Raw genomic sequence first — 21,371 nt, forward strand, 5'->3', positions numbered from 1 at the left:
GATTACCAGCCATAATTTTGAACGAGATTCAAATTCTGGATGACTGTATTTTCACTAATTGGCCAGAAATAATCCCTCGGTGCGATAAAACGTTGGTTATATACCGTACGGATTACATAATAGGCAGCTGTAGTTTCTCCTTGCATGTTCCACCCCGTAATTGGTTCGTTCAGACTTGTCGCTGCCATTTTCCAACGTCGCAGGTCCCAGAACCGTTGACCTTCAAAAGCCAGTTCTATCATCCTCTCCTTGTGGATAATATCTCGAAAACCGTCCTTTGTGGTAAATTTTCCAGGGTTTTTAGCGTAGATTGTCCAAGATTCTTTGACTCCTTTTAGCCCTGCTCTAGCCCGTACTTTATCGATATATTGAAATGCGGTCTCATTGCTTGGTCCATAAGCTTCATTCAATGCTTCTGCATACATCAAATACAAATCTGCCAACCTAATTTTAGGCCAGGGATAATCTTTATAAGTCACTCCCGTCGTTGTGGTCACCTGATTCCAGTCAACCAGTTTTTTGATAAAATACCCCGTCTCATTAAAATGGAAAGCGTGTGTACTGCCTGCATAATCAGGACGTTTACTCCGGACAACTTTAGAATTTTCATCACTATAGCCCGGTGTGTCGTATTTAAACCATCGAGCACCATCGAAAGCTAAGGATGAATAGAATCGGGGTTCTCTATCAAAATGCAACCTTGCCGTCGTAAATCCCGGCTCAATATAAAAACGTTCATTAGCTGTAGCTGTACGCAATTCCGTATCATCTGTAAAACTTAAGGTCTTGTCTTCCGTTATTGGCACCCCATTTTTCGTATAGAACATCTTTGCTATTTTTAATGGTGGTGATAGGATTTTTCGATTGTAATTGTGGTTTTCCTCGGCACTTAAGGGCGGCATGGCATTCTGTTGAATTGTCCATGAACGACTGTTTGGATCCGCCCAAATATGCTCTTCATTAAATTTCTCACATATCGCCTGTCTCAATTGCAATTCCAATAATGTCGTATCGGAAATCGCCAGGTTGCCCCCCTGCTTAAACTTAAAAAGTGCATGCATATTTGCTTCAGCGATCTCTATCGCTTCATATGCTGCTTCGGCAGCCAATTCCCATTTTTTGTTATCAACAGTTGAATTAAAAAGGTTTTTCCCATCCTTATTTTTCAGGCTAGAAAAATCTGAATTCCCATTAAATAACGGACTAGCAGCAAGCAAAAGTACCTGCGCTTTAACCGCTTTGGCAATAGGAACTGTAATACGCCCCAATTCTCTTTGCCTATCGACAATTTGTAGCGGCAAATTGACAACAGACTGATCTAGCAATCCGACGATATATTCAACACATTCATCTACCGAGTTACGTGGTACGTCCATCACCTCTTTGGATTCACTAACATCGATGTCATCGTCCATAATTGGAATCGGTCCATACATCCGTAATAGATAAAAGTGAAAATATGCCTTCAAGAACTTGGCTTCAGCAATCCAGCGCGCGCGTTCTGTATCTGTAATATCGGGGACCAAAGCCGAGTTGGACATGTTATCTATAAAGATGTTGCAATGTCTTATGCCTTGGTACAGGCCACGATTTGCATCTTGATCCCCATACCAGTAGTTGACAAAAGGTTTGGAAATCTGCTGATTTCCTCTGGCAATTTCAAACGCAAGTGGTGAAATACTTGTTTGATAGGGAATCCAGATTTCGTCTCCTCCCAAGAAAGCTGGGTTATTCCAAAGGGAGCCCTCCCCTGGCAAATAATTATATAAAGTAAACAAGTACTTTTCAGCTTCAACCCGTAGGCGGAAAGCATATTCGATTGTAGCAACATTATCAGGAACAATATCTAGAAATTTTTTACAGGATATTGCCGATACCGTCAATGCCATCCCCATAGCTCCAAGAGCCATATATCTTTTGATTATTTTCATGTCTAAAAATTAACTTGGATACCAAAGTTATAAGTACGCTGGATAGGATATCCGAGACCGTTTCCGCCCATCTCAACATCCCACATTTTAAAATTGCTCAACGTAAACACATTCATCATATTGAAATACAAACGCAAGGACTTTAATTTGTAATGGTCTGCGAGAGAACGAGAAAGATTATATCCTAGCTCAATATTTTTAAGGCGAAGAAACTCGCCGTTTCGCATCCACCAGGTAGATTGTCTATTGTTATTATTCACAAAATAATCGCTCAGTCTAGGAAAAAAGGCGTAAATATTTCTATTTTCTTCCGACCAATAATCGTTGGCAATTGCTGCTAATAAGCCATTTTGTGCACCTCCATTACGCACAAATGGCGTTATGTTCTCAGGATTAATGAAGAATGATGATTTTCCTGAACCCTGGAAAAAGAAAGAAAAGTCAAATCCTTTGTACCCAGTTGTTCCACCAAACCCATAAATTAGCTCTGGTGATGTAGGATATCCAATCGGAACCGCATCATTATCGGTAATCAGCTCATCACCATTCATATCACGGTATTTAATATCCCCGGCCATGTAATCCCCAAATTGTTGAGCCGGAGCATTGGCCACATCATATTCATCTATAAATAAACGTTCAGCAATCAAACCAAAAGATTGCGCGACTGAATGTCCCACTTGATAACGATAGTTCATATTATCCGGATAGAGTAGTTCGTCACGTTTAGTTATTTTGGATTGAGCAAAGGTGACATTTCCGCGATATTGAAACGACCAACCTGTAGACATATTTTTATTATAGGTCAGTGCCAAATCAAAGCCTCTTTTTTCGGCTTTCCCCGTATTTGCCATTGGTGTCGCTTGTAGACCAATTGTAGAACCGATGTAGGAACGGCTTTCCAAAATATGAGATTTATAGTCCTTGTAGAAGTCCGCAATCAAACCAATGGAATTATTCAAAAATGAGAGATCTAGTCCCAGATTGATCTGACGTGACTGCTCCCAAGAAATTTGGTGGTTCGCATATCTGCTCACACTGACCCCTGGCCGGTAATAACCATAATCTTCTCCAAAGGTAGAACCGAAATTGGTGTCACCGATATTAACTTGGGAAAGGTAGAAAAAACGATCGGAATCACTTCCAATAGCATCATTACCGATAATTCCGTAAGTTGCCCGTAGCTTAAAATCTGATACAACGCTAGAGAGCGATTTAAAAAATGGTTCATTAGAAACTCTATAGGCCAGACCAAAGGAAGGAAAGAATCCAAACCGGTTTGATTCGTGAAAACGCTCTGAACCATTATATCCAAAGTTAAACTCCGCTAAATAACGGTTATCATAACCGTACGTAAAACGACCGGAAATCCCATTATTACGTTTCGGCAAGCCCAACTGTAATGTTGTAATATTGTCTCTAGATATTTTATAATCCTGAAATAGCGTGATTAACATTGCGGATATATCATGTTTTCCAAACGTCCGCGCATAATTGGTTGATGCTTCAAAATACAAGGTAGAATTGATATCCGATCCTGAGGTTCCGTAGCTTAGAAACTCCTGACCAGGTGTACCAACAGACCCCGTGGATCCGTCATTGATCACACTCAACAGGATAGAGTTGTCCGAAGGATCCAAACGCCCAGTATAATAAAAAGGATTATAAGACCTCGCCGTCTGCCCATATGAATAGCGTTTAGCATAGCCCATCATTCTAAAATTCAAGCCCTTTGTTAAGAAATCAAGATTTTGTTTTATCTCTACCTGTGGCATTAATGTCGATCGATTGTATTGTTGATAGCCACGAACCAAGTTGGCATACGGATTTGTCAACAATACCCCCTGTGGTGCAGTATCATCGATAACCACAGATCCACCAAAAAGAGGATGTTGAATATAAGGCATATATTCTTTGGGATATACAGCGGGAAATTGTACGGGATTGGACCATAACGCGGCCCTGAAATGATCCGCACCTGAGCCTATTGGTCCATTATAATCATCAAATTGGCCATATAACTTGACACTTGCCTGAGTAGACTTTGTAAGCTGTAAATCTACATTTGAACGCAGTGAATAGTTAATCAACTTGATATTGTTATTGAAATTATTGGTACCCAATTTTTTCAAGACACCATTATCGACATTATAAGTACCTGATACATAAAATCTAGCGCGTTCACCGCCGCCACTTGCGCTCAAATTGAATCCCTGATTAAACGTGTAATCTTTTATAAGCATATCGATCCAGTCGTTATCCGGATATAAGTAAGGGTTTGTATGACGAATTGTATTTTCAATTTTGGATTGTGTATACGGCGTTGGCTTGGAAAGTCCGCGGGTCAGTACAGCTTCATTGGCCAAATTCATATACGTAATATTGTCGGTGAGTTCGATATTCCTAGAGTTTGTCGAAATCTTACCTTCCGCTCTCGCCATAAACTGTGTTTTTCCCGACGTTCCAACTTTGGTCGTAATTAACAAAACACCATTGGCACCCCGGGCTCCATACACAGCAGCGGCAGTTGCATCTTTTAACACAGAAAAACTAGCAATATCATCAGGTTGTAGACGAGCTAGGTCCGTCTGTGTCGACTCCACACCGTCAATCAATATCAGAGGATCTGTCTTTCCAGATCCAAAAGATCCCAATCCACGCACAAAGAAGGAAGCATTATCTGCTCCTGGTTCTCCTGAACGTTGATAAGCAATCATTCCCGGAATCCGTCCCGCTAACATGGTCGTTAGATTAGAGGTCGGCCCTTTCAGTTCTTTGGGATTTATGGATGCTATGGAGCTTACCAAAGAAGCTTTCTTCTGCGTACCAAACCCCACAACGACAACTTCATCCAAAGCACTTTCCTGGGTTGTTTCCAGTAACACATCCAAGATATAATGCCCTTTTGCATCTGGACGATATTCTTTGAGAATTACCTCTTTTTCTTTAAATCCTAAATACTTAAAAACTAATGTTGTCACTTCCGCCACATCAAATTTGAACTTCCCCTTTTCATCACTAGTACCCAAGACCTTACCATTTTTTATGGATATCGTTACACCCGCCACAGGTCCGTCTTTGGCGGAAACTATCCCCTGAATTTTTATTAGGTTCTCTTGTGCAAAACTTGCCATCGCTGTCAGCGAAAACAGCAAGAGCAACCAAATCCATTTTTTAAAGTGTTTTTGTAATCTAAATTTTGTATTCATAATAATCAATAATCGGTTAGCAATTTTCTTAGCATAGGTCCATATTTTTCAATTCTCATTTCGGTAATTAGGTTTATAAAATAAACTGTCCCACGGGTAAGAATTCCTCGAATTCAACGCGGTGTTTTGGAAATCATGTTGTAGGTTCAATAGAAAATAGCCTTTTCATAATACGTTGTTTAATAATCGGTTTGACAAAATTTGTGCAGGTCCATCTTACAGATAGCCAGCTCTGTGGGCACTTTGGGAGGTTGCGATTGGTTAAAGCAATAGGTTAGTAAGCATGTCATAAGCTTCGTGCAAACACCACAATGACCAGGATGAAATTAGTTATAGAAGAAAAAAACAGAGGGGGTAAAAACAATCTTTTTTGAGGGGTGAATTCGTCAAAAAAACCTTAAATGAACTATATTCGATATTTCTAACAGTTTTTTGTTCAACAACAAGCTTACAATCAATTTAGCATCTTGTTATAAACAACAAAGTCGATCTCTATTAGAGAACGACTTTGTTGTTTATTTTTCGCCTTATGTTACTTTTCATCGACTCAATATATCCATTACTGAAATATAGTCAAGTTCCAATCCGATTTCCAAGAAACTTTTACCGTTCCATTCTGCAATTCAATGGGCAACCAGATATAGCGGCTATCCAATAGATTTTTGGGGTTCCAGCGGTCTGCCATAAAAATAAAAGCATCCTTTTTTCCTTTAACGGGTAATACAAAAGTCGATTGTCCGCCAAATGTCAATGTCGCGTCAGGACCAACCATCGGGTCACCTAGCGATTGCCAAGGTCCAAAGGGAGTATTTGCGCGATATAATTCTGCCCGATTAGGTGCCCAACCTGTACAACCACTTGTAAAAAGATAATAATATTTATCATGCTTGAACATCGCTGGAGCCTCACGATGATTTCGAAAAAGCAATGAATCTTTTACCGTAGTATGTAGATAATCGTCAGTTAACTCCACCAAACGCAGTGCATAATTCTCGTCAGATGAATATATTTGGTAAGCCTTGTTGTCGTCGTCCACAAAAAGTCCCATGTCTCGGGACATGTTTCCATTGGGTCTAAAGCTATGTAAAAATCGAAAAGGTCCTATAGCTGAATCACTAATAGCTACAGCAGCACGAGCAGCTGCGTAACCCCTATCTTTGAGTTCCAAATGAAACCACATAACGTACTTTTTCGTTTTGGCATTATAGATGACTTTTGGACGTTCCATCAAACAGCCCCAAGAAATATCACTTTTTTCGCCGTCAGAGGGGGACAATGCTAAATTTTCATAGGTCCAATGATACAGATCTTTTGAAGAATATACATTGATGCCTTGAGACTCTTCCCCACCACGTTTCTCTCCGTACCAATAGTAAATTCCATTTTGGTAGAGGATACCACCTCCGTGCGCATTGATAACTTGTCCAGACTGATCATTCCAAGTCTGTCCAGGAAGGAACGATATTTTTTTATTCGTTAATTTCTTTTGGTAAACACGCACATAATCGATTTCATATTTCGCTGGCAGCAAATTTGGATCTATTGCCCCACCATTTATTCCCCCTAGCGCAAGATTGAGCAAAATATAATGAGGCTGCTTAAAAGGATTATACCCTGATCCATCTCGATTGTTCAATTGATCTAAAGAGACACTATTGATTAAAAAATCATCAACATAGAGCTCAATCATATCCTCATTCCACAACATACGCCAAGTATGAAATTCCCTAGCCCATGCTGCCCCTCCTAAATCTGCAACCGATTTAATCTGACTAAACCAGTGCGCTTTCCAACGCTGATCTGTTCCTGTAGCGATATTTGCCAGTATATTACCCTTATAATACTCCATAATATCGATTTCACCATTTGAGGGCCATTCTTTATCAATCCCCAAAGTCCAAAACGCCGGCCAAAGCCCAGTCCCAACAGGTATTCGAGCCCGCATTTCAAACAACCCGAATTGCCAACTATGTTTCCCAAGCGTATTAAGCGATCCAGAACTGTACTTAATTTTTTTTTCTATATGCGGCCAATGAGCAACATCGGGTCTATAGTCTGGATTAACTTTATTTTCTTTCCTGGCTTCGATAACAAGAAGCCCATTTTTACAGTATGCGTTTTGTTTTTGATACCACTGAGCTTCCTGATTACGCTTAAAACCTTCTTCAAAGTTCCAGTTTTTGGCATTTACAGGCCCTTCTGTATTAAATTCATCAGACCAAACCAGATCGTATCCCGCAGGAATCTGGGTTTGACTCTTACCATCATAAAAATTTGTAAAAAGGGAAAGGCAGGCAAAAAAGATTTTTTTCATTACTAAAAAAGTTTGATTACGATATAATTTTAGTTTATCAATACAAAACTAACCGCAATTTAACTGAAATAGCAGGTGGTATTCCCAAAAAAAGGGGGACATTTTCGTATTTACGTCATATTACCTTTACAATCATTTCCACTAAATAGACCGCCTCCTTCTTTTATAAAATGTTTCTCTTCTTGACCTGTTTTTTTCACTGCTTTTTTCGAGTCATCTAACCCACCAATTCCCCTTCATCTTTTGTGTTTTTTATAAGACCTATGCCTGATAAAAAAAACAATAATGCTATTACAGCTACAACAATCAGCGTCATATTGGTTTCGTATCGTTTAATCAATCCATTTCCGGTGTAAATGAGTCCCTCGATACCTAGTATAGTCAGTATGCTTCCAAATATGCGCTTTACATTCACAATAATTTTATTTATTCAAGTTAGAATTATGTTTTAAGAACCTGTCAATAATTTTTTTCAGATCGATTCCTCTACCGAGTACGGGTTTAAAGATATCGCCTACAGCATGCATTCTTTCGACCGCATTGAACAGTGTGAAATCACTGATTTTCAAACCTTTTTTTACTTCATCCCAATGCAATGGCATCGACACTGTTGCACCAGGTTTGGGCCGCACGGAATATGCCGCTGCAATCGTTGCATGTGGCCTATTCTGAAGAAAATCAAGATACATTTTACCTTTCCGGTCACGGACAGTTCGCTCCAGGCTTGTATAGTTGGGTAGCTCGGCATGAATCAGGGTAACGATAATACGTGCAAACTCCTTGGATTGATCGTAACTATATTTATTTCCCAATGGGATGTAAATATGAAGTCCCGTAGAACCACTTGTTTTACAATAAGAAGGGACTCCCATGTCATCCAGCAGTTGCTTGGTAAGCTGAGCTGTTTCGATCACCTGATCAAATGTGTTTTTATCCGGATCTAGATCAATGATACAAAAGGTCGGGTTATCGGGTTTCTTAACGGTGCTACTCCACGGATTCATCTCGATACAGCCCAGGTTAACCATATACAGCAAAGTGGCCTCGTCTTTTCCTACAAGATAATGTCGATCACGGTTATCGGCCTCGCTTTGGTAAAGATAGGTTTCGGCCCATTCTGGTGCTGTATCGGTGACATCTTTAAAATAGAACCCCTCCTCTTTGATACCATTTGGGTATCGATTCATGCTTTGTGGCCGATCTTTAAGGTATGGTAAAATATAAGCAGCAGCCTGTTCATAATAATTAATCAAATCGCGCTTGGTAATTTTTTCCTCCGGCCAGAATATTTTATCGAGGTTGGTAAACTTTAACTCATGTCCATTTACTTTCCGAACTTGGGTTTTGTCTTTGGGATTTAGCATTGTTTTATACGTTTTCGCATTAGATGATTTATGTAATGACAAGAAATTTTCACAACTGTTTGATTTGGCGGATTCATTGGCTGCAACAGGCCTTTTCGATCTTCCCACCTGATCTTCAACATTGTCAACAATATCCTGAGCGGAATGCTCCTCTTCAAAAATCACCTTTTTAGCATTTTTATCATCACGCATACCATCAAATGAGGGATGGCGCATGACGTCGTCAGCTGTCATCTCCGTAAAGCTCACCTCGCAAACCAGTTCAGGGCGAAGCCAGGTGACCGAAGTATGAGGTGGATTGGGTCTAAACCGTGATGGTTTGTTTATATCGGGTTGCCCCTCAAATGGACTGTTTTTTATGATCAGAGGTTCGAACTGCTTCATCATTTCCTGTTGTAATTTCACATTGAATCCGGTACCGACCTTACCTGTATAGATCAGTTTTCTACCGGCATATAGACCTACCAATAGGCTGCTAAATAGCCTACTGGAATCATCATTTTTCGTAAAACCCCCAATAACCACCTCCTGACGCCTATTGGCTTTGATTTTCAACCAGTCACGTGAACGATCTTTTAGATGATAAGTGCTTTCCTTTCGTTTTGCTATAATGCCTTCCAAACCGAGCTTCTTCGCTTCTTTCAAAAATTCAATTCCCGATGTATCGAAATGCTCGCTCAATAAGATCGATTCGTTTTGTGGCAGTATTTCCTTTAGAATTGCTTTTCGTTCCAGTAGCGATAGCTCTTTTAGATCTTTTCCATTATACCACAGGATATCAAACACATAATAGACCAAATAGCCATCTGCTTCGCTACGCCAGTTTTGTAGAGAAGCAAAATCGGAGGTTCCATTTTTTTTCAGTACCACGACCTCTCCATCGAGCACGGCGTTGAGCCCTATAGCTTTCAGACTGTCGTATATGGGATAAAACTTTTCATTAAAGCTTTTATCGTTTCTAGATTTTAGTTCCACTTGGCCATTTTTCACAAAGGTAATAGCACGGTAACCGTCCCATTTCACCTCATATACCCAACTTTCGTCATCAAAAGGCTTATCGACCAGCGTCGCAAGCATGGGCTGCACCCTAGTATAAAATGCTTGTTTCGGCGACTTTTTCAACAGCGTCAAAATATTGCTTTCCTTTTGGCCGGAAATACCCTTTTTTATATTGGGCTCTACATCCATCTGATCAGGGCTTATTTTATTGCTTTCCCTACATTTATCTTTTGATATACGATGCTCTTTGAGACTTGGATGTCCGTAGACTTTATCGGGAGATTTTTCCATTTGCACAATCGTTTTGCCTGACAATACAGATTTATCATTCTGAGTAACATCTTTGTCGGTAGCATATTGATCCTCCAGCTTCATCAATAGCCAGCCATTTTCTCCCCGTCCATATGCTTTTACCAGTGCAAACTCTCCTTTCAGTTTCTGTCCATGCAATCTGAATTTGAGCTTTCCACTATAAAGCTGGTGACGGAGATTGCTATCCATCTTTTCAATATCATCGGTTCCCATTGCCAGGGCCTCGTAGCTACCCTCATCCCACACAATCACCGTTCCGCCGCCATATTGTCCTTTAGGAATGATACCCTCAAAATTTCGGTAATCGTAAGGATGATCTTCAACCATCATCGCCAGACGTTTGACTGAAGGATCCATAGAAGGTCCTTTGGGGACCGCCCAACTTTTAAGTACACCTCCCATTTCAAGCCGAAAATCATAATGCAAGTGAGAGGCGTCGTGTTTCTGCACGACAAACCTCAAGTCCTTTCCGCTTGGTCTTCCGCCAAAGGGTTCTGGTGTTTTTTCAGCGGCACGTTTTTCGCGATATTTTGACAAACCCATACGCCTATTTTTAATGGCAACTATCTTTCTATCTTAACACAACGATAAGGCAAAAAAGGTTTTGTTTTTTTCTACTTGCACAGAACCCTGTGCTTTAGTCTCCCTGAACTCAGAGGTTAATGCACGGTATGCTTTTCCCAATTCCCAAACGAAATAAAGTAAATTGAGAAAACACGTTACGAGTCTAGATTTCTCGATACTGACCAATAACAAGAAAGGCCAGGAAATTAATTCCCAGCCTTTGAAAAAATACAATATCTAACCTACATTACCTATTGATTGGACCATTCAGGAACACAAATAGTTTTAAATATTTTCAGGAAATTCATCTTTCCACCAGGTAAAACGCCAGTCATCGGCCTCTTCTTCAGTCAGAAGGCATTCTTCCAGTTCTGCTGTATATTTTTCTCTATCCAGATCCTGACCTATAAATACCAATTCATTCTTTCTATCTTCCCACTCCGGATGCCAACGTTGAAGGAGTTCAGTTCTTATTTCAGCATAACTGGGGTATTCGTAACGCTGCTCTTCGGGCATGCTGCTCCACCAGGAACCTGCGCTTTCTAATCTTACGCTTCCACCTGCCTGACTAAAACTGATCGCAAGATTCGGTCGCGAAGCCAACCAAAGGAGACCTTTAGCCCGTAGGATATTGTGCGGATACCGCTCATTGAGATATTGATGCAATCGCTGTGGATGGAATGGACGTTGGGACCGAAAGACAAACGATGAAATCCCATACTCTTCTGTTTCGGGCTTATGTTCGTTTTCAAGCTCCTTGATCCAACCTGCCGAAGAGGAAGCTTCGTCAAAGTCGAACGAACCGGTACCCATAATCTCTTTGGGATCAACACGCCCAAACTGTGTACGAAGAAGTTTAGCTCCTGGATTGAGCCGCCCAATAGCCGCTTCCAAGGTACCCAGAGTCTCCTCAGACACCAGATCAGCTTTGTTCAGAAGAATAACATTTGCAAATTCGATCTGATCGGTCAACAGATTAACAATTGTCCTATTGTCATAGTCATCATCCGTTAGTTTCCGATCCAACAAGGTATCGGCACTTCCAAAATCTTTAGCAAAGTTGAAACAATCTACAACCGTTACCATAGTATCGATATAACTAAACCTAGACAAATCAATTACCTGATCAGCACCAACATAACTGAATGTCTGTGCGACTGGAATAGGCTCTGAAATACCAGTACTCTCTATGAGTAGATAGTCAAATCGATTTTCTTTTGCCAACCGCTCCACTTCGACCATCAGATCCTCCCTTAGTGTACAACAAATACATCCGTTACTCATTTCCACTAACTTTTCTTCTGTTCGCGAAAGCACATTTTCGCGTTCAACCGTCTGTACATCGATGTTGACCTCACTCATATCATTGACAATAACGGCAACTTTCTTGCCCTCCTTATTGTGCAGAATATGATTCAAAAGTGTTGTTTTTCCTGCGCCTAAAAATCCACTTAAAACGGTGACAGGCAATTTAAATTTTGGGGAAATGCTGCTCATAGTAATTTAGTTTAAACAAATGTAAAAACAAAAAGACATAAATGCAACATAGTTGCTTTATTAATAAATATAAGTCAAACAACTTCTCCCTTGAAGATCTTATTATTCAATAAGTCTCATTTACATGATCAGTAATCTGCTGGCGTAAGATATGATCAGTACTCCAATAGCTACAGTCTGGTTCGATCAATTATCCGATACCTCCACCTTTTTTCTTTCCATATCGATAACAAACATTTTTTACTCGCAGCCACTGGTAAGGCCTATTGACAAACAACAACTAGTAAATCAACAAAAAGTAAAAGCCGCCTGATGTAGCAAAATCAGAGCGGCTCAGCTTACAGCACAGGAAAGTCTGTAAAGGTTACCTACCAGTGAAACTATTTACTTAAAACAAACGCACTTTAAATCCCAGTTGATATTGGTCAATATGTGCATCCCAGTTGTCTACAATTTTATTATTCTTTTTGAATTGACGATATCTAAAATACAACGCCCCAAGGTCTATTCCCAATGCGTAGCCTATACGTGTGCGACTGTTGAACGCTGGTGTTCCATTATTGAGTTTATAGGCATCGTCGTTCAGCAACAGATTAAAGTCTAGGCCACCCAGGACCGAAAATTTCCCCGTAAAATTAATTTTAAGATATGCCGGCGTGTTGAGGTATTTCAGCGAGCGGGTGCCTTTGGACAGGCCTCCGGACAGAGAAGCTGTATTGTCGTTGACACGTATTCGGGTCAAATTGTAAGTAGGTTCAACTTGGATATCCATCTTACTATTGAGGGGAAAAATTAGATCTCCTCCTAATTGATACCCCATTCTATTGCCACCGAATGCATTACCATTTGCACGCGAAATATTAGCACCAATCCGAAGTCCAACCCCCATTTGCGCATAACATACAGACTTGAAACCGAACAATCCCATTATCAAAAAGCAAATTAACTTTGCACAGTGCATTAGCTTTAATCGATCCATCTTTATCATTTTTACAATACAAAACATCATTAGTTCAGACAAACAACTGTTTTCCGATAATTTGTCTTTTTACGAAATAGGTGATATTTTTCCGCTTTATACTCTCCCTCAATAGACGCGCTTCCTCTGTAAAGTAAGTATGGTTTCGCAGGAAGATTAGCGTGAGTGTACACCAGATACGTTCATCGATCACTTGATTTTTTCTATAATTTACCTCCAGATACATCCTTTGATTAAGGTCAACAAAGCTTTTACTGCCCAAATGAAATGAGACCGCATCCACGACTATTTCCTCCAGGAGATTTTCAGGCTTTTTCGATGGCCTTGTTGCGAGAATACACATTTCAATTTTTTTTATTACCGAGTCCGCAACCAAATGTTCCTGTAAAAAACAACGAGCTACCGATACACTCCTCAACCGCGTTCCTTTTACGCCGTCATACAAATAACCGATATCCTGAAAATAAGCCGCGCAGTTTATCACAAATTTATCTTCGTCTGTCAAGTTATACTTTTCACTCAACGTGGCTACCGCATTTACAATATCACGAACCCGATCCATGGTATGAAAGCAAAGCTGTGGATGGTGGTTCTCCCGATAACTATGCACTAAAAAATGATCTGCCTGCTGAAGTAAGTTTGTGTAATCCATTTAAACAAAGCTAAAATTCCCCAAAAAATAGATTTAACAAATTATACAAAAGAGCCTATTTTTTATACCAAATGGCCCCTTTAAACAAAACCTTCATGATTTCGCAGGCACCGAAAACAATGAAAGCGAACTGAAGGTTCTTTCTGGCCAATAACATCAGACACTGTCAGAAAAAAAAAGCTAGGTAATCATACCTAGCCTTTATCCTTAATTTTTCCTTTTTCTATCAATTATCCTCAGCGCCAAATCGCTTTAGATGCTTAATTGCTATTCCTTAAACTATTTGATCGTTACAGCAAAAGCATATTCATCTTCAGGAAGACATTGTGAAGCGTCACAAGCTTGCCATATTACTGAACCTTTTACTGTTGCTGTCCCTTTAGTGAGCGACACCTTTTGTTGAAAGATCACTTCATTGGTGAAATATCCTACATCCATTTTGAAAACTTCTTCGTGTTTGATCTTTGGTTTTGGTTCAGCTGTCTTGCCTACCAAAGCATAATCAGCAGCCTTAGCGAAATTGAAAGATGTTGGAATTGGACCACCATCTTTTATATTTTGAGAGTAAATGTGCCAACCATCTTGAATAGTTGCCTTCACATAGACCATAGCTTCCTTGTTATTCAGTTTTTTGCTAGCTACAGTCCATTTAACAGGTTTATGAATCTGCGCAAACACCCCCGTAATGGCGAACATAACCATAGTCATTAAAAATAAAATCTTTTTCATCTTTCTATCAATTTTTCAGTTTATTATTTCATTGGCAGTATACTTCACATAGCATTTTCCCTATGAAAGATTCTGTGTAAATACTTACAACAATATTCGTTATAAACAGAATAAAACACAATACCACAACAACAAAACAATAAATTTTATTAAAAAATACTTATAAAACCATTTTTTTTTCAATTTAAGACAATCTGTTGTTTCAATTCCAATAATATATTCAAAAATATAAGCTACTAAACTAACACAAAGGAGCTTGCCTACACGATCAATCAGATTATCAGCGAATACCTGGTATCAACTTATTTCAGGTAGATCAATGTTGCGTAATTATCAAAAAAACGAAAAATAGTAAACCATCTCCTGCTGAATATTGTTATTCAATAAACATATATATTCATTGTTATGGGAAATCTATTGTATACGATCGCTGTTATTTTGGTCCTAATATGGGCAATCAGTTTTTTTGGAGGGTTTGTTAGCGGCGGGATAATTCATATTCTTTTGGTAATTGCTATTATCGCAGTTCTTTTACGTTTAATAAAGGGGAATGCGTGACAATTTATGGCAACGAAAGTTTGTTCTATATAAAAGCTCCTCTGCTTCGAAACAGAGGAGCTTTTGTTTTCTGCCATTTCTTACGCGCTAAATATTCAGATCTCCTTCTTTACCTATGTCTTCGGTCTCACCTGTTACAGTAGCTTTTAGCATCTTAAACAGATTAACGATCATATTGGAGTTTGAATCCCAATAATGAGCATCTTTAGGCGTCACCTGTAGCAACCTAATATTGGGATCCTCCTTACCTTTTGCAAACCATCCCTCCATCATTTTGTTCCAATAGCGATCTATCCGTTCCTGATCCCGCGAAAGGTTCGCCATACCATTAATACTCAAAAAAGTGTAGTGTTTTGGATCAGCATAAAATAGAGAAACTCTTGGATCCCGTGAAATATTTTTAAAAGTCTCACTTTCAGCCGAACAGATATACCATATATTCCCCTCTTCATCCACCTCCTGTCTGCTCATCGGCACGCCGTGCGGATAAGCAGAATCTACTGGAAAGGAACAGATTGTCCCTATATCAATTTGATCAACAATTACTTTTAGCTTTTCTAGTGCTTCTTTATTACTTAAATTATTCTCTGCCATAATATGTAGTTTATGAATGAACAGTATCCTATCACAAATCGTTTATTTTTTAATAAATTCAAGTAATCTGCAGTGAACAATGGGAAAAATACGGCTACAAAAAAGTAAATCAAGTAATTTTACACACCTAAAATACTAATAATATTAGTATTTTTACAACCAAATATTGAAGAATAAATCATGTTTGGATTTGATGATAAATTGCAGATACTGGCTGATGCCGCAAAATATGACGTAAGCTGTAGTTCGAGCGGAAGTAAACGAAAGAATAATGGTGGTATTGGCGATTCGTCAGCTAGTGGTATTTGTCATACCTACACCGAAGATGGCCGCTGTGTCTCCCTCTTAAAAATCCTAATGACCAATTATTGCATCTACGATTGTTCCTTTTGTGTTAGCCGGCGTAGCAATGATGTGCAACGAGCTGCATTTTCGGTCAAGGAAGTTGTCGAATTGACCATGAACTTTTACCGCCGTAATTACATCGAAGGCCTTTTTTTAAGTTCGGGTATTTTCAAATCTGCAGACTACACCATGGAACGCTTAATGTTAGTCGTTAAGAAACTTCGTACTGAAGAACGTTTTAATGGTTATATCCATCTGAAAGCCATTCCTGGCGCCAGTGAATTGTTATTAAAAGAAGCAGGGCTATATGTTGACCGAATGAGTGTGAATCTCGAAATTCCCACGGAGGAAGGGCTCAAGTTGGTTGCTCCTGAAAAGGATCATCAATCCGTTCGCGAGCCGTTGGCTATTGTTAAAAATGAGATTCTAAACCTACGACAGGATCGAAAAATCAATAAGAAAACGCCTTTATTTGTACCGGCGGGCCAAAGTACCCAAATGGTTATTGGAGCTACGCCAGAAAGTGACCTACAGATTATGCAGACTGCTAATGCATTCTATAAAGATTATAATCTCAAACGGGTTTATTATTCGGGCTATATACCCATTAACGCGACCGACTCCAACCTCCCCCAGATTGGAACATCACCGCCTCTTGTACGTGAAAACAGACTTTATCAGACAGATTGGTTACTTAGGTTTTATGGCTTTTCACTCCATGAAATACTCAATAGCACACATCAGCAGCTCGATCTGGAAATAGACCCAAAGCTAGCTTGGGCGCTGCGCAACCCTCAATTCTTTCCTATCGACATCAACACTGCTAGTTACGAATGGATTATTCGAGTTCCGGGAATTGGCAGACAGTCCGCCAACAAAATTGTACAGGCGCGCAAATATGGAAAACTAAAAGAGCACCAGCTTCGAAAAATGGGAATTGCCTATAATCGCGCCAAATATTTTATAGTCTGCCAGGATACATTGATAACCGCGGGCTTCCACTACCCCGAAAATATCAGAAAGTCCATTCTTGAACGCAACCCTCAAGCGCAAATCGCAGCTTCCAATAGCCAATTGACCTTATTCTAATGAATTATATTTTTGATGGAAGTTATTCCGGGTACCTCTGCTGCATATTTGAAGCCTTTGAACGAAAAGAATTTGATATTATTCCTGCTACAATGCAAACTATGGAAATTAATATTTTTTCGGAGAATCGCCAAATTAATACGGATGCTAAAAAAACTAATCGCATTCTTGCTGGAATGGAAAAAATATTGGGAAAGAAAGAAGCAAAGATCTTTTATCACAACTTTCTGTCCGACAACCAATCTGAATGGCTCAACGGATTTCGACTGATCACCGAACTCTTCCGCAAAGGAAAGTTGGATATACATAATTATGGGCATCCAGCTATCCTACGTATGCATCAGACAGTCAAAAAGATTAGCCGTGAACGCCACCGTATGCAGGCATTTATCCGATTTGTAAAATCTGAAGATCACCTTTACACAGCTATCGTTGAACCTGATTTCAATGTGGTTCCCTTGGTCGTAGACTTCTTTAAAAACCGATTTGCTGACCAGAATTGGTTAATTTATGATATACGGCGAAACTATGGCTTCCACTACGATTGCCATAACATCGTGGAGGTATCCAATAACGATAAGAGCGAGATTCGAGATCCATATCAGCTAGAAGTGGATCTCGATCCTCAAGAAAAGGAATATCAGCATCTTTGGAAGACTTATTTTAAAAGTACCAATATTGAATCACGTAAGAACTTAAAGCTTCATTTAAAACATGTTCCCAAACGCTACTGGAAATATCTGACCGAAAAAATATAGATCCCCTGGTGCTGAAAATCCCAGTTCATATAATCATTTTGATCCACCAAACAATTTGCTCACCAGCCAGATGACGATAGCGACCACGACTACAACCAATAGGATACCCGACCAGACACCGGCCTTAAAAATACCTTCAATTGCCGCACAGCTCGACACGAGCACCAATAAACTCGACATGAGTGCAAATGGAATTATCTTTTTCATAAATACCTGTTTTAATTATTAATCGGAAGTATGACAATACCAGCGTTAAAAATGTTTTAGAGCAAGCACGTTTGTGTACTTTTTACATCTCACCGCTAATCCATCCGATACTTTCACCGCATTAAATACCTGAGTACCGCGTATTTTTTTGTCACAAACTGAAATCTCTACGTTATTTCCGTTCTAAAAATACGGTTATGGGTCCGAAAGAGGCTTTTGGGTATAGCATTTGATTCAGTTTACACAAATCATAAAATAATATTTAAACAATAATCGAATATAGATATGGAAACTATAAACCAAAAAGCACAAAAAATGGGATTGGAAAAAGGCTATTATTTGTTATTGATGGCTATATTGGATCTGCCTGCCGAAGGCGATAAAAAAATGAAAAAGAAAAAGTAAGATTGGTACCATCAGCAATAGGAAATATCCCGTGCTTGAAAAAGCTTTCGCTAAGCAAGCCACAGAAATACTCCGCAATTAAAATGTAGCCTTTTCCATGTAGGTGGAAAAGGCTTCTAATGTGATGCATTTCACAGATTCTTCCGGTACTCTTCAGGACTCATTCCTTTATTTGCTTTAAAAAATGTGCTGAAATAGGGTGCATTTTCAAACCCAAGTTCAAAAGCAATTTCTTTTACTGTTTTAAAAGTATGGTAAAGCAAGCGCTCTGCCTCCACTAAAATACGTCCACGAATAATCGTCCCACAGCTTGCTGCTCTTTTTTCCCGACAGATCCGATTGAGGTAATTGATCGATATATTCAATTGCCCGGCATAAAATGAAGGGTAACGCTGTTGTGCATAATGACTATCGACTAGCGATTCGAAATTTCGGATCCTATCGTCGCCTTCATCCATGTGTGCATCGACTCCCTCTACTACGATATACCGCCCCAGCATCTGGAAAAGCATAATTAAGTAACGTTTCAATACATAGTCAGCACTCAAGCTAAAGGAATTGTATGCTGTCAGCATGAGGCTTACTACCTGCAAAAAACTCGTCCTTTCTTCTTTTGAGAGAACAAAAGTGTGCATACTTCTACTCTTTAAAAAATGAAAATAACGCATCACATCAGTCGGATGCCGCTGCATAAAAAAAGATGCTTTAAATAAGACAACGTAACCTTCTACGTCAGCATGCGACTCAAAGCTGCACACAGCATCAGCATTGATGCTGATCATGTCATGAGCACCTACGACATGTACATTTTGATCGACCACCATAGACAATTCGCCACTCTGGACGAACAAAAGGCTATAAAACGCGCGTACATGCAGCGTATTCTGATTAGCTTTAGCACGTAAAAAATCCGTTATAGGCATAATAACGATTCCCTGCGAAGTGGAATCAATATCTTCTAATTTTAGAAAATCTAGTTTCTTTTTTCGTATGACCATTTCTTTATGATTATTCTGTAAAAAAATATTTGAGGAATAATCAAAAGATTGGTGGTCTAAAAATTTGATGCGCTATCCCCGCGCAGGTCTCGGGGGCCAAAGCTGTGGGATAGACAACCTTTAGGGCTGGACATGTCGGAAAACACAACAAAATTTCCCTCATATACTGCACGAAAACCAATGTTTCCATGCCTTTCGTTTTGGCAAGCACATCGTTCACATCCTTTTGTTCAACCGTTTTTTCCCTAAGGTAACAGAAGCCTTTACAGCTCACTGCTGGTTCAAATCGATTGACACAGAGATTATACTCTATATAGACGCGATTGCATTCAAACTCAAGAAATGCCCACAAGAGATTGGTTGCCTGCAAGCATATCGCCCAAGCCATTATCATACAAAACAACCATCTACAACCGTGCAATTTCATTTATCCTATCCTATTTAGCTGTGCTATTACGTTCGCGCAGATACTCTAGAATGGCACGTGCCTCTTCTTGCTTCAGGCCCAGACTAATCATTGGCGAACCATACTCCTTACTAAGTGCTTTCGCATCGGCATCCTTCTCCAACATGGTTGCCGGATCCAGCATCATATTCATAATCCACTCCGGGGTACGACGTTTGACCACAGCATCCAATGACGGCCCCACCAAAGTCCGGTCAAAACTATGACACATGGCACATTTTGACACAAATAATTCTACCCCTTTATTTGCAAGGGCCGCATCAAAAGGTTTGTGTTCAAAAGAAGTAATGCTCCCCACTCCTTTAGATCCTTCGGTCTTATAATCCAGCATGGCTGCTGGTTCTGCAGCCGCAGGTTGCTGCAGACTATTCTCTTGTTTAGATTTCGTTTCCTCATTTCCGCTACAAGCCAGTATAGCCACAAAACCGAAACAGGCGAGGATTATATTGATTATCTTTTTCATTTCTATTTGTTAAATATGTTCGTAAAATAAGTTTCTCTTAATCTAAATGACTTGTACCCGATATTTGATATCATCCTGATTTGCCTTTTTGCCATCTTTCCATAGTTCGATAAGAACTTCCCAGGAGCCAGCCATGGAAAAATTAACGGTACCCTCATAATAACCACGCCCAATGCTCTCCGCCGCTACATTACCCGAAGAACCATGGCCCATGGATAGCATATTGGTTTTTAATTTAATGACGTAATTATCCAGTACCGGAAAATGATGTCCATCCATTTTATTCATTAAAAATTGAATCTGATGCTTTCCTTGTTTTACGTTGTCGGGCAATAAACAGGATATAAATACACGGCTATCGTCTCTTGTCCCTGAACTCATGGTGCGCATGCTTGCTGCCGCTGTAACTGGAATCTTAATGGCCAATGTGTCTTTTTTCCCCTCATGACTACGTATGGTATGCAGTTGCCAGCCTATTCCCATTTGCGGGATATCCGCCATAATAAAAACCATAGGGCTTCTATACCATCCATTACCGAGTGCAAGAGGATGTTCGTAGGGCCCACCATGCTTCATGCGTCCCATACTCATCTCGGGATAGAAATCTAAGGTTTTGTCATTGATTGGATTTCCGGACTTATCTTTTACATGGAGGTAAACAGTGTGATATTTATTGTTGAGTTTGGCATCTGCGTATACGGTATAGCTGTTGTCACGCCAGGTCGTATCCGTTATGCGGACCAAATCAGACTCTTTTGGCGGAATAAGATTTGCTTCATCCCTGCTATTTTTTGCAAGATCCGACGTACATGATGAAATTGAAAAAGTAATTAAAAAGGCAAATAGAGAGTATAACAATCCCTCGATAGTCCCTATACGGGAATAGATATTCATATGAATTGATTTAAAACTTTTGAAAATAGACAGTACCGGCTATC

The 21,371-nt window shown here is 39.7% G+C and carries 16 protein-coding genes; 3 read left to right on the forward strand and 13 right to left on the reverse strand.

What is annotated here, in order from left to right; translation table 11 throughout:
* Positions 1–2 precede the first annotated feature (2 nt).
* From AB1Z56_RS12750 to AB1Z56_RS12785, 8 genes are all read right to left on the reverse strand, one after another.
* Complete coding sequence (locus AB1Z56_RS12750; RefSeq protein WP_309362958.1) at positions 3–1,931, reverse strand: RagB/SusD family nutrient uptake outer membrane protein; 1,929 nt, start codon at positions 1,929–1,931, stop codon at positions 3–5.
* A 2-nt stretch (positions 1,932–1,933) separates the two neighbouring features.
* On the reverse strand, positions 1,934–5,140 hold the full coding sequence (locus tag AB1Z56_RS12755; protein WP_426792223.1) for a SusC/RagA family TonB-linked outer membrane protein: 3,207 nt from the start codon (positions 5,138–5,140) through the stop codon (positions 1,934–1,936).
* A gap of 559 nt (positions 5,141–5,699) precedes the next feature.
* The gene (locus tag AB1Z56_RS12760; RefSeq protein WP_426792224.1) at positions 5,700–7,454 is read right to left on the reverse strand and encodes a family 43 glycosylhydrolase; all 1,755 of its coding nucleotides are present in this window, start codon (positions 7,452–7,454) and stop codon (positions 5,700–5,702) included.
* A gap of 422 nt (positions 7,455–7,876) precedes the next feature.
* Positions 7,877–10,672, reverse strand: coding sequence for a DNA ligase D (ligD, locus tag AB1Z56_RS12765; protein ID WP_426792225.1), 2,796 nt, complete (start codon positions 10,670–10,672; stop codon positions 7,877–7,879).
* Between the two features lie 306 nt (positions 10,673–10,978).
* On the reverse strand, positions 10,979–12,190 hold the full coding sequence (locus AB1Z56_RS12770; protein WP_426792226.1) for a GTP-binding protein: 1,212 nt from the start codon (positions 12,188–12,190) through the stop codon (positions 10,979–10,981).
* Positions 12,191–12,578: 388 nt separating this feature from the next.
* On the reverse strand, positions 12,579–13,169 hold the full coding sequence (locus AB1Z56_RS12775; protein ID WP_309362948.1) for an outer membrane beta-barrel protein: 591 nt from the start codon (positions 13,167–13,169) through the stop codon (positions 12,579–12,581).
* Positions 13,170–13,203: 34 nt separating this feature from the next.
* Entirely contained in the window at positions 13,204–13,821 is a 618-nt protein-coding gene (locus tag AB1Z56_RS12780; RefSeq protein WP_309362946.1) for a hypothetical protein, read from the reverse strand.
* 279 nt (positions 13,822–14,100) lie between these two features.
* A complete protein-coding gene (locus tag AB1Z56_RS12785; protein WP_426792227.1) occupies positions 14,101–14,550 on the reverse strand; it encodes a protein-disulfide reductase DsbD N-terminal domain-containing protein in 450 nt (149 codons plus the stop codon).
* Between the two features lie 405 nt (positions 14,551–14,955).
* On the opposite strand from AB1Z56_RS12785, the gene AB1Z56_RS12790 reads away from it, so the two are divergent.
* Positions 14,956–15,108 carry a lmo0937 family membrane protein gene (locus tag AB1Z56_RS12790; RefSeq protein WP_426792228.1) on the forward strand — a complete coding sequence of 51 codons (153 nt, stop codon included), beginning with the start codon at positions 14,956–14,958 and terminating at the stop codon, positions 15,106–15,108.
* 87 nt (positions 15,109–15,195) lie between these two features.
* Here the strand turns inward: AB1Z56_RS12790 and AB1Z56_RS12795 are convergent, their stop codons facing one another.
* Positions 15,196–15,702 carry a pyridoxamine 5'-phosphate oxidase family protein gene (locus AB1Z56_RS12795; RefSeq protein WP_309362942.1) on the reverse strand — a complete coding sequence of 169 codons (507 nt, stop codon included), beginning with the start codon at positions 15,700–15,702 and terminating at the stop codon, positions 15,196–15,198.
* A gap of 180 nt (positions 15,703–15,882) precedes the next feature.
* Here AB1Z56_RS12795 and AB1Z56_RS12800 point away from each other — a divergent pair, with 180 nt between their 5' ends.
* Together AB1Z56_RS12800 and AB1Z56_RS12805 are read left to right on the forward strand one after the other, a co-directional pair.
* Positions 15,883–17,136: a putative DNA modification/repair radical SAM protein gene (locus AB1Z56_RS12800; protein ID WP_309362940.1), complete on the forward strand. Its 1,254-nt coding sequence runs from the start codon at positions 15,883–15,885 to the stop codon at positions 17,134–17,136.
* The gene (locus tag AB1Z56_RS12805) at positions 17,136–17,894 is read left to right on the forward strand and encodes a TIGR03915 family putative DNA repair protein (protein WP_426792229.1); all 759 of its coding nucleotides are present in this window, start codon (positions 17,136–17,138) and stop codon (positions 17,892–17,894) included. Before AB1Z56_RS12800 ends, AB1Z56_RS12805 begins: the two co-directional genes overlap by 1 nt.
* 33 nt (positions 17,895–17,927) lie before the next feature.
* Here the strand turns inward: AB1Z56_RS12805 and AB1Z56_RS12810 are convergent, their stop codons facing one another.
* From AB1Z56_RS12810 to AB1Z56_RS12825, 4 genes are all read right to left on the reverse strand, one after another.
* A complete protein-coding gene (locus AB1Z56_RS12810) occupies positions 17,928–18,101 on the reverse strand; it encodes a hypothetical protein (protein ID WP_167512259.1) in 174 nt (57 codons plus the stop codon).
* 536 nt (positions 18,102–18,637) lie between these two features.
* Positions 18,638–19,504 carry a helix-turn-helix domain-containing protein gene (locus tag AB1Z56_RS12815; RefSeq protein WP_426792230.1) on the reverse strand — a complete coding sequence of 289 codons (867 nt, stop codon included), beginning with the start codon at positions 19,502–19,504 and terminating at the stop codon, positions 18,638–18,640.
* 437 nt (positions 19,505–19,941) lie between these two features.
* Positions 19,942–20,433, reverse strand: coding sequence for a c-type cytochrome (locus tag AB1Z56_RS12820; protein WP_309362932.1), 492 nt, complete (start codon positions 20,431–20,433; stop codon positions 19,942–19,944).
* Between the two features lie 42 nt (positions 20,434–20,475).
* Entirely contained in the window at positions 20,476–21,327 is an 852-nt protein-coding gene (locus AB1Z56_RS12825; RefSeq protein WP_309362931.1) for a FixH family protein, read from the reverse strand.
* Between the last annotated feature and the right edge of the window lie 44 nt (positions 21,328–21,371).

Source organism: Sphingobacterium sp. WOUb80 (assembly GCF_050058145.1).
Lineage (GTDB): Bacteria > Bacteroidota > Bacteroidia > Sphingobacteriales > Sphingobacteriaceae > Sphingobacterium.

Bases quoted from the DNA above. Each gene is read 5' to 3' on its own strand.
- AB1Z56_RS12750 (WP_309362958.1), bottom strand. From the start codon at position 1,931: ATGAAAATAATCAAAAGATATATGGCTCTTGGAGCTATGGGGATGGCA.
- AB1Z56_RS12755 (WP_426792223.1), bottom strand. From the start codon at position 5,140: ATGAATACAAAATTTAGATTACAAAAACACTTTAAAAAATGGATTTGG.
- AB1Z56_RS12760 (WP_426792224.1), bottom strand. From the start codon at position 7,454: ATGAAAAAAATCTTTTTTGCCTGCCTTTCCCTTTTTACAAATTTTTAT.
- ligD (WP_426792225.1), bottom strand. From the start codon at position 10,672: ATGGGTTTGTCAAAATATCGCGAAAAACGTGCCGCTGAAAAAACACCA.
- AB1Z56_RS12770 (WP_426792226.1), bottom strand. From the start codon at position 12,190: ATGAGCAGCATTTCCCCAAAATTTAAATTGCCTGTCACCGTTTTAAGT.
- AB1Z56_RS12775 (WP_309362948.1), bottom strand. From the start codon at position 13,169: ATGGATCGATTAAAGCTAATGCACTGTGCAAAGTTAATTTGCTTTTTG.
- AB1Z56_RS12780 (WP_309362946.1), bottom strand. From the start codon at position 13,821: ATGGATTACACAAACTTACTTCAGCAGGCAGATCATTTTTTAGTGCAT.
- AB1Z56_RS12785 (WP_426792227.1), bottom strand. From the start codon at position 14,550: ATGAAAAAGATTTTATTTTTAATGACTATGGTTATGTTCGCCATTACG.
- AB1Z56_RS12790 (WP_426792228.1), top strand. From the start codon at position 14,956: ATGGGAAATCTATTGTATACGATCGCTGTTATTTTGGTCCTAATATGG.
- AB1Z56_RS12795 (WP_309362942.1), bottom strand. From the start codon at position 15,702: ATGGCAGAGAATAATTTAAGTAATAAAGAAGCACTAGAAAAGCTAAAA.
- AB1Z56_RS12800 (WP_309362940.1), top strand. From the start codon at position 15,883: ATGTTTGGATTTGATGATAAATTGCAGATACTGGCTGATGCCGCAAAA.
- AB1Z56_RS12805 (WP_426792229.1), top strand. From the start codon at position 17,136: ATGAATTATATTTTTGATGGAAGTTATTCCGGGTACCTCTGCTGCATA.
- AB1Z56_RS12810 (WP_167512259.1), bottom strand. From the start codon at position 18,101: ATGAAAAAGATAATTCCATTTGCACTCATGTCGAGTTTATTGGTGCTC.
- AB1Z56_RS12815 (WP_426792230.1), bottom strand. From the start codon at position 19,504: ATGGTCATACGAAAAAAGAAACTAGATTTTCTAAAATTAGAAGATATT.
- AB1Z56_RS12820 (WP_309362932.1), bottom strand. From the start codon at position 20,433: ATGAAAAAGATAATCAATATAATCCTCGCCTGTTTCGGTTTTGTGGCT.
- AB1Z56_RS12825 (WP_309362931.1), bottom strand. From the start codon at position 21,327: ATGAATATCTATTCCCGTATAGGGACTATCGAGGGATTGTTATACTCT.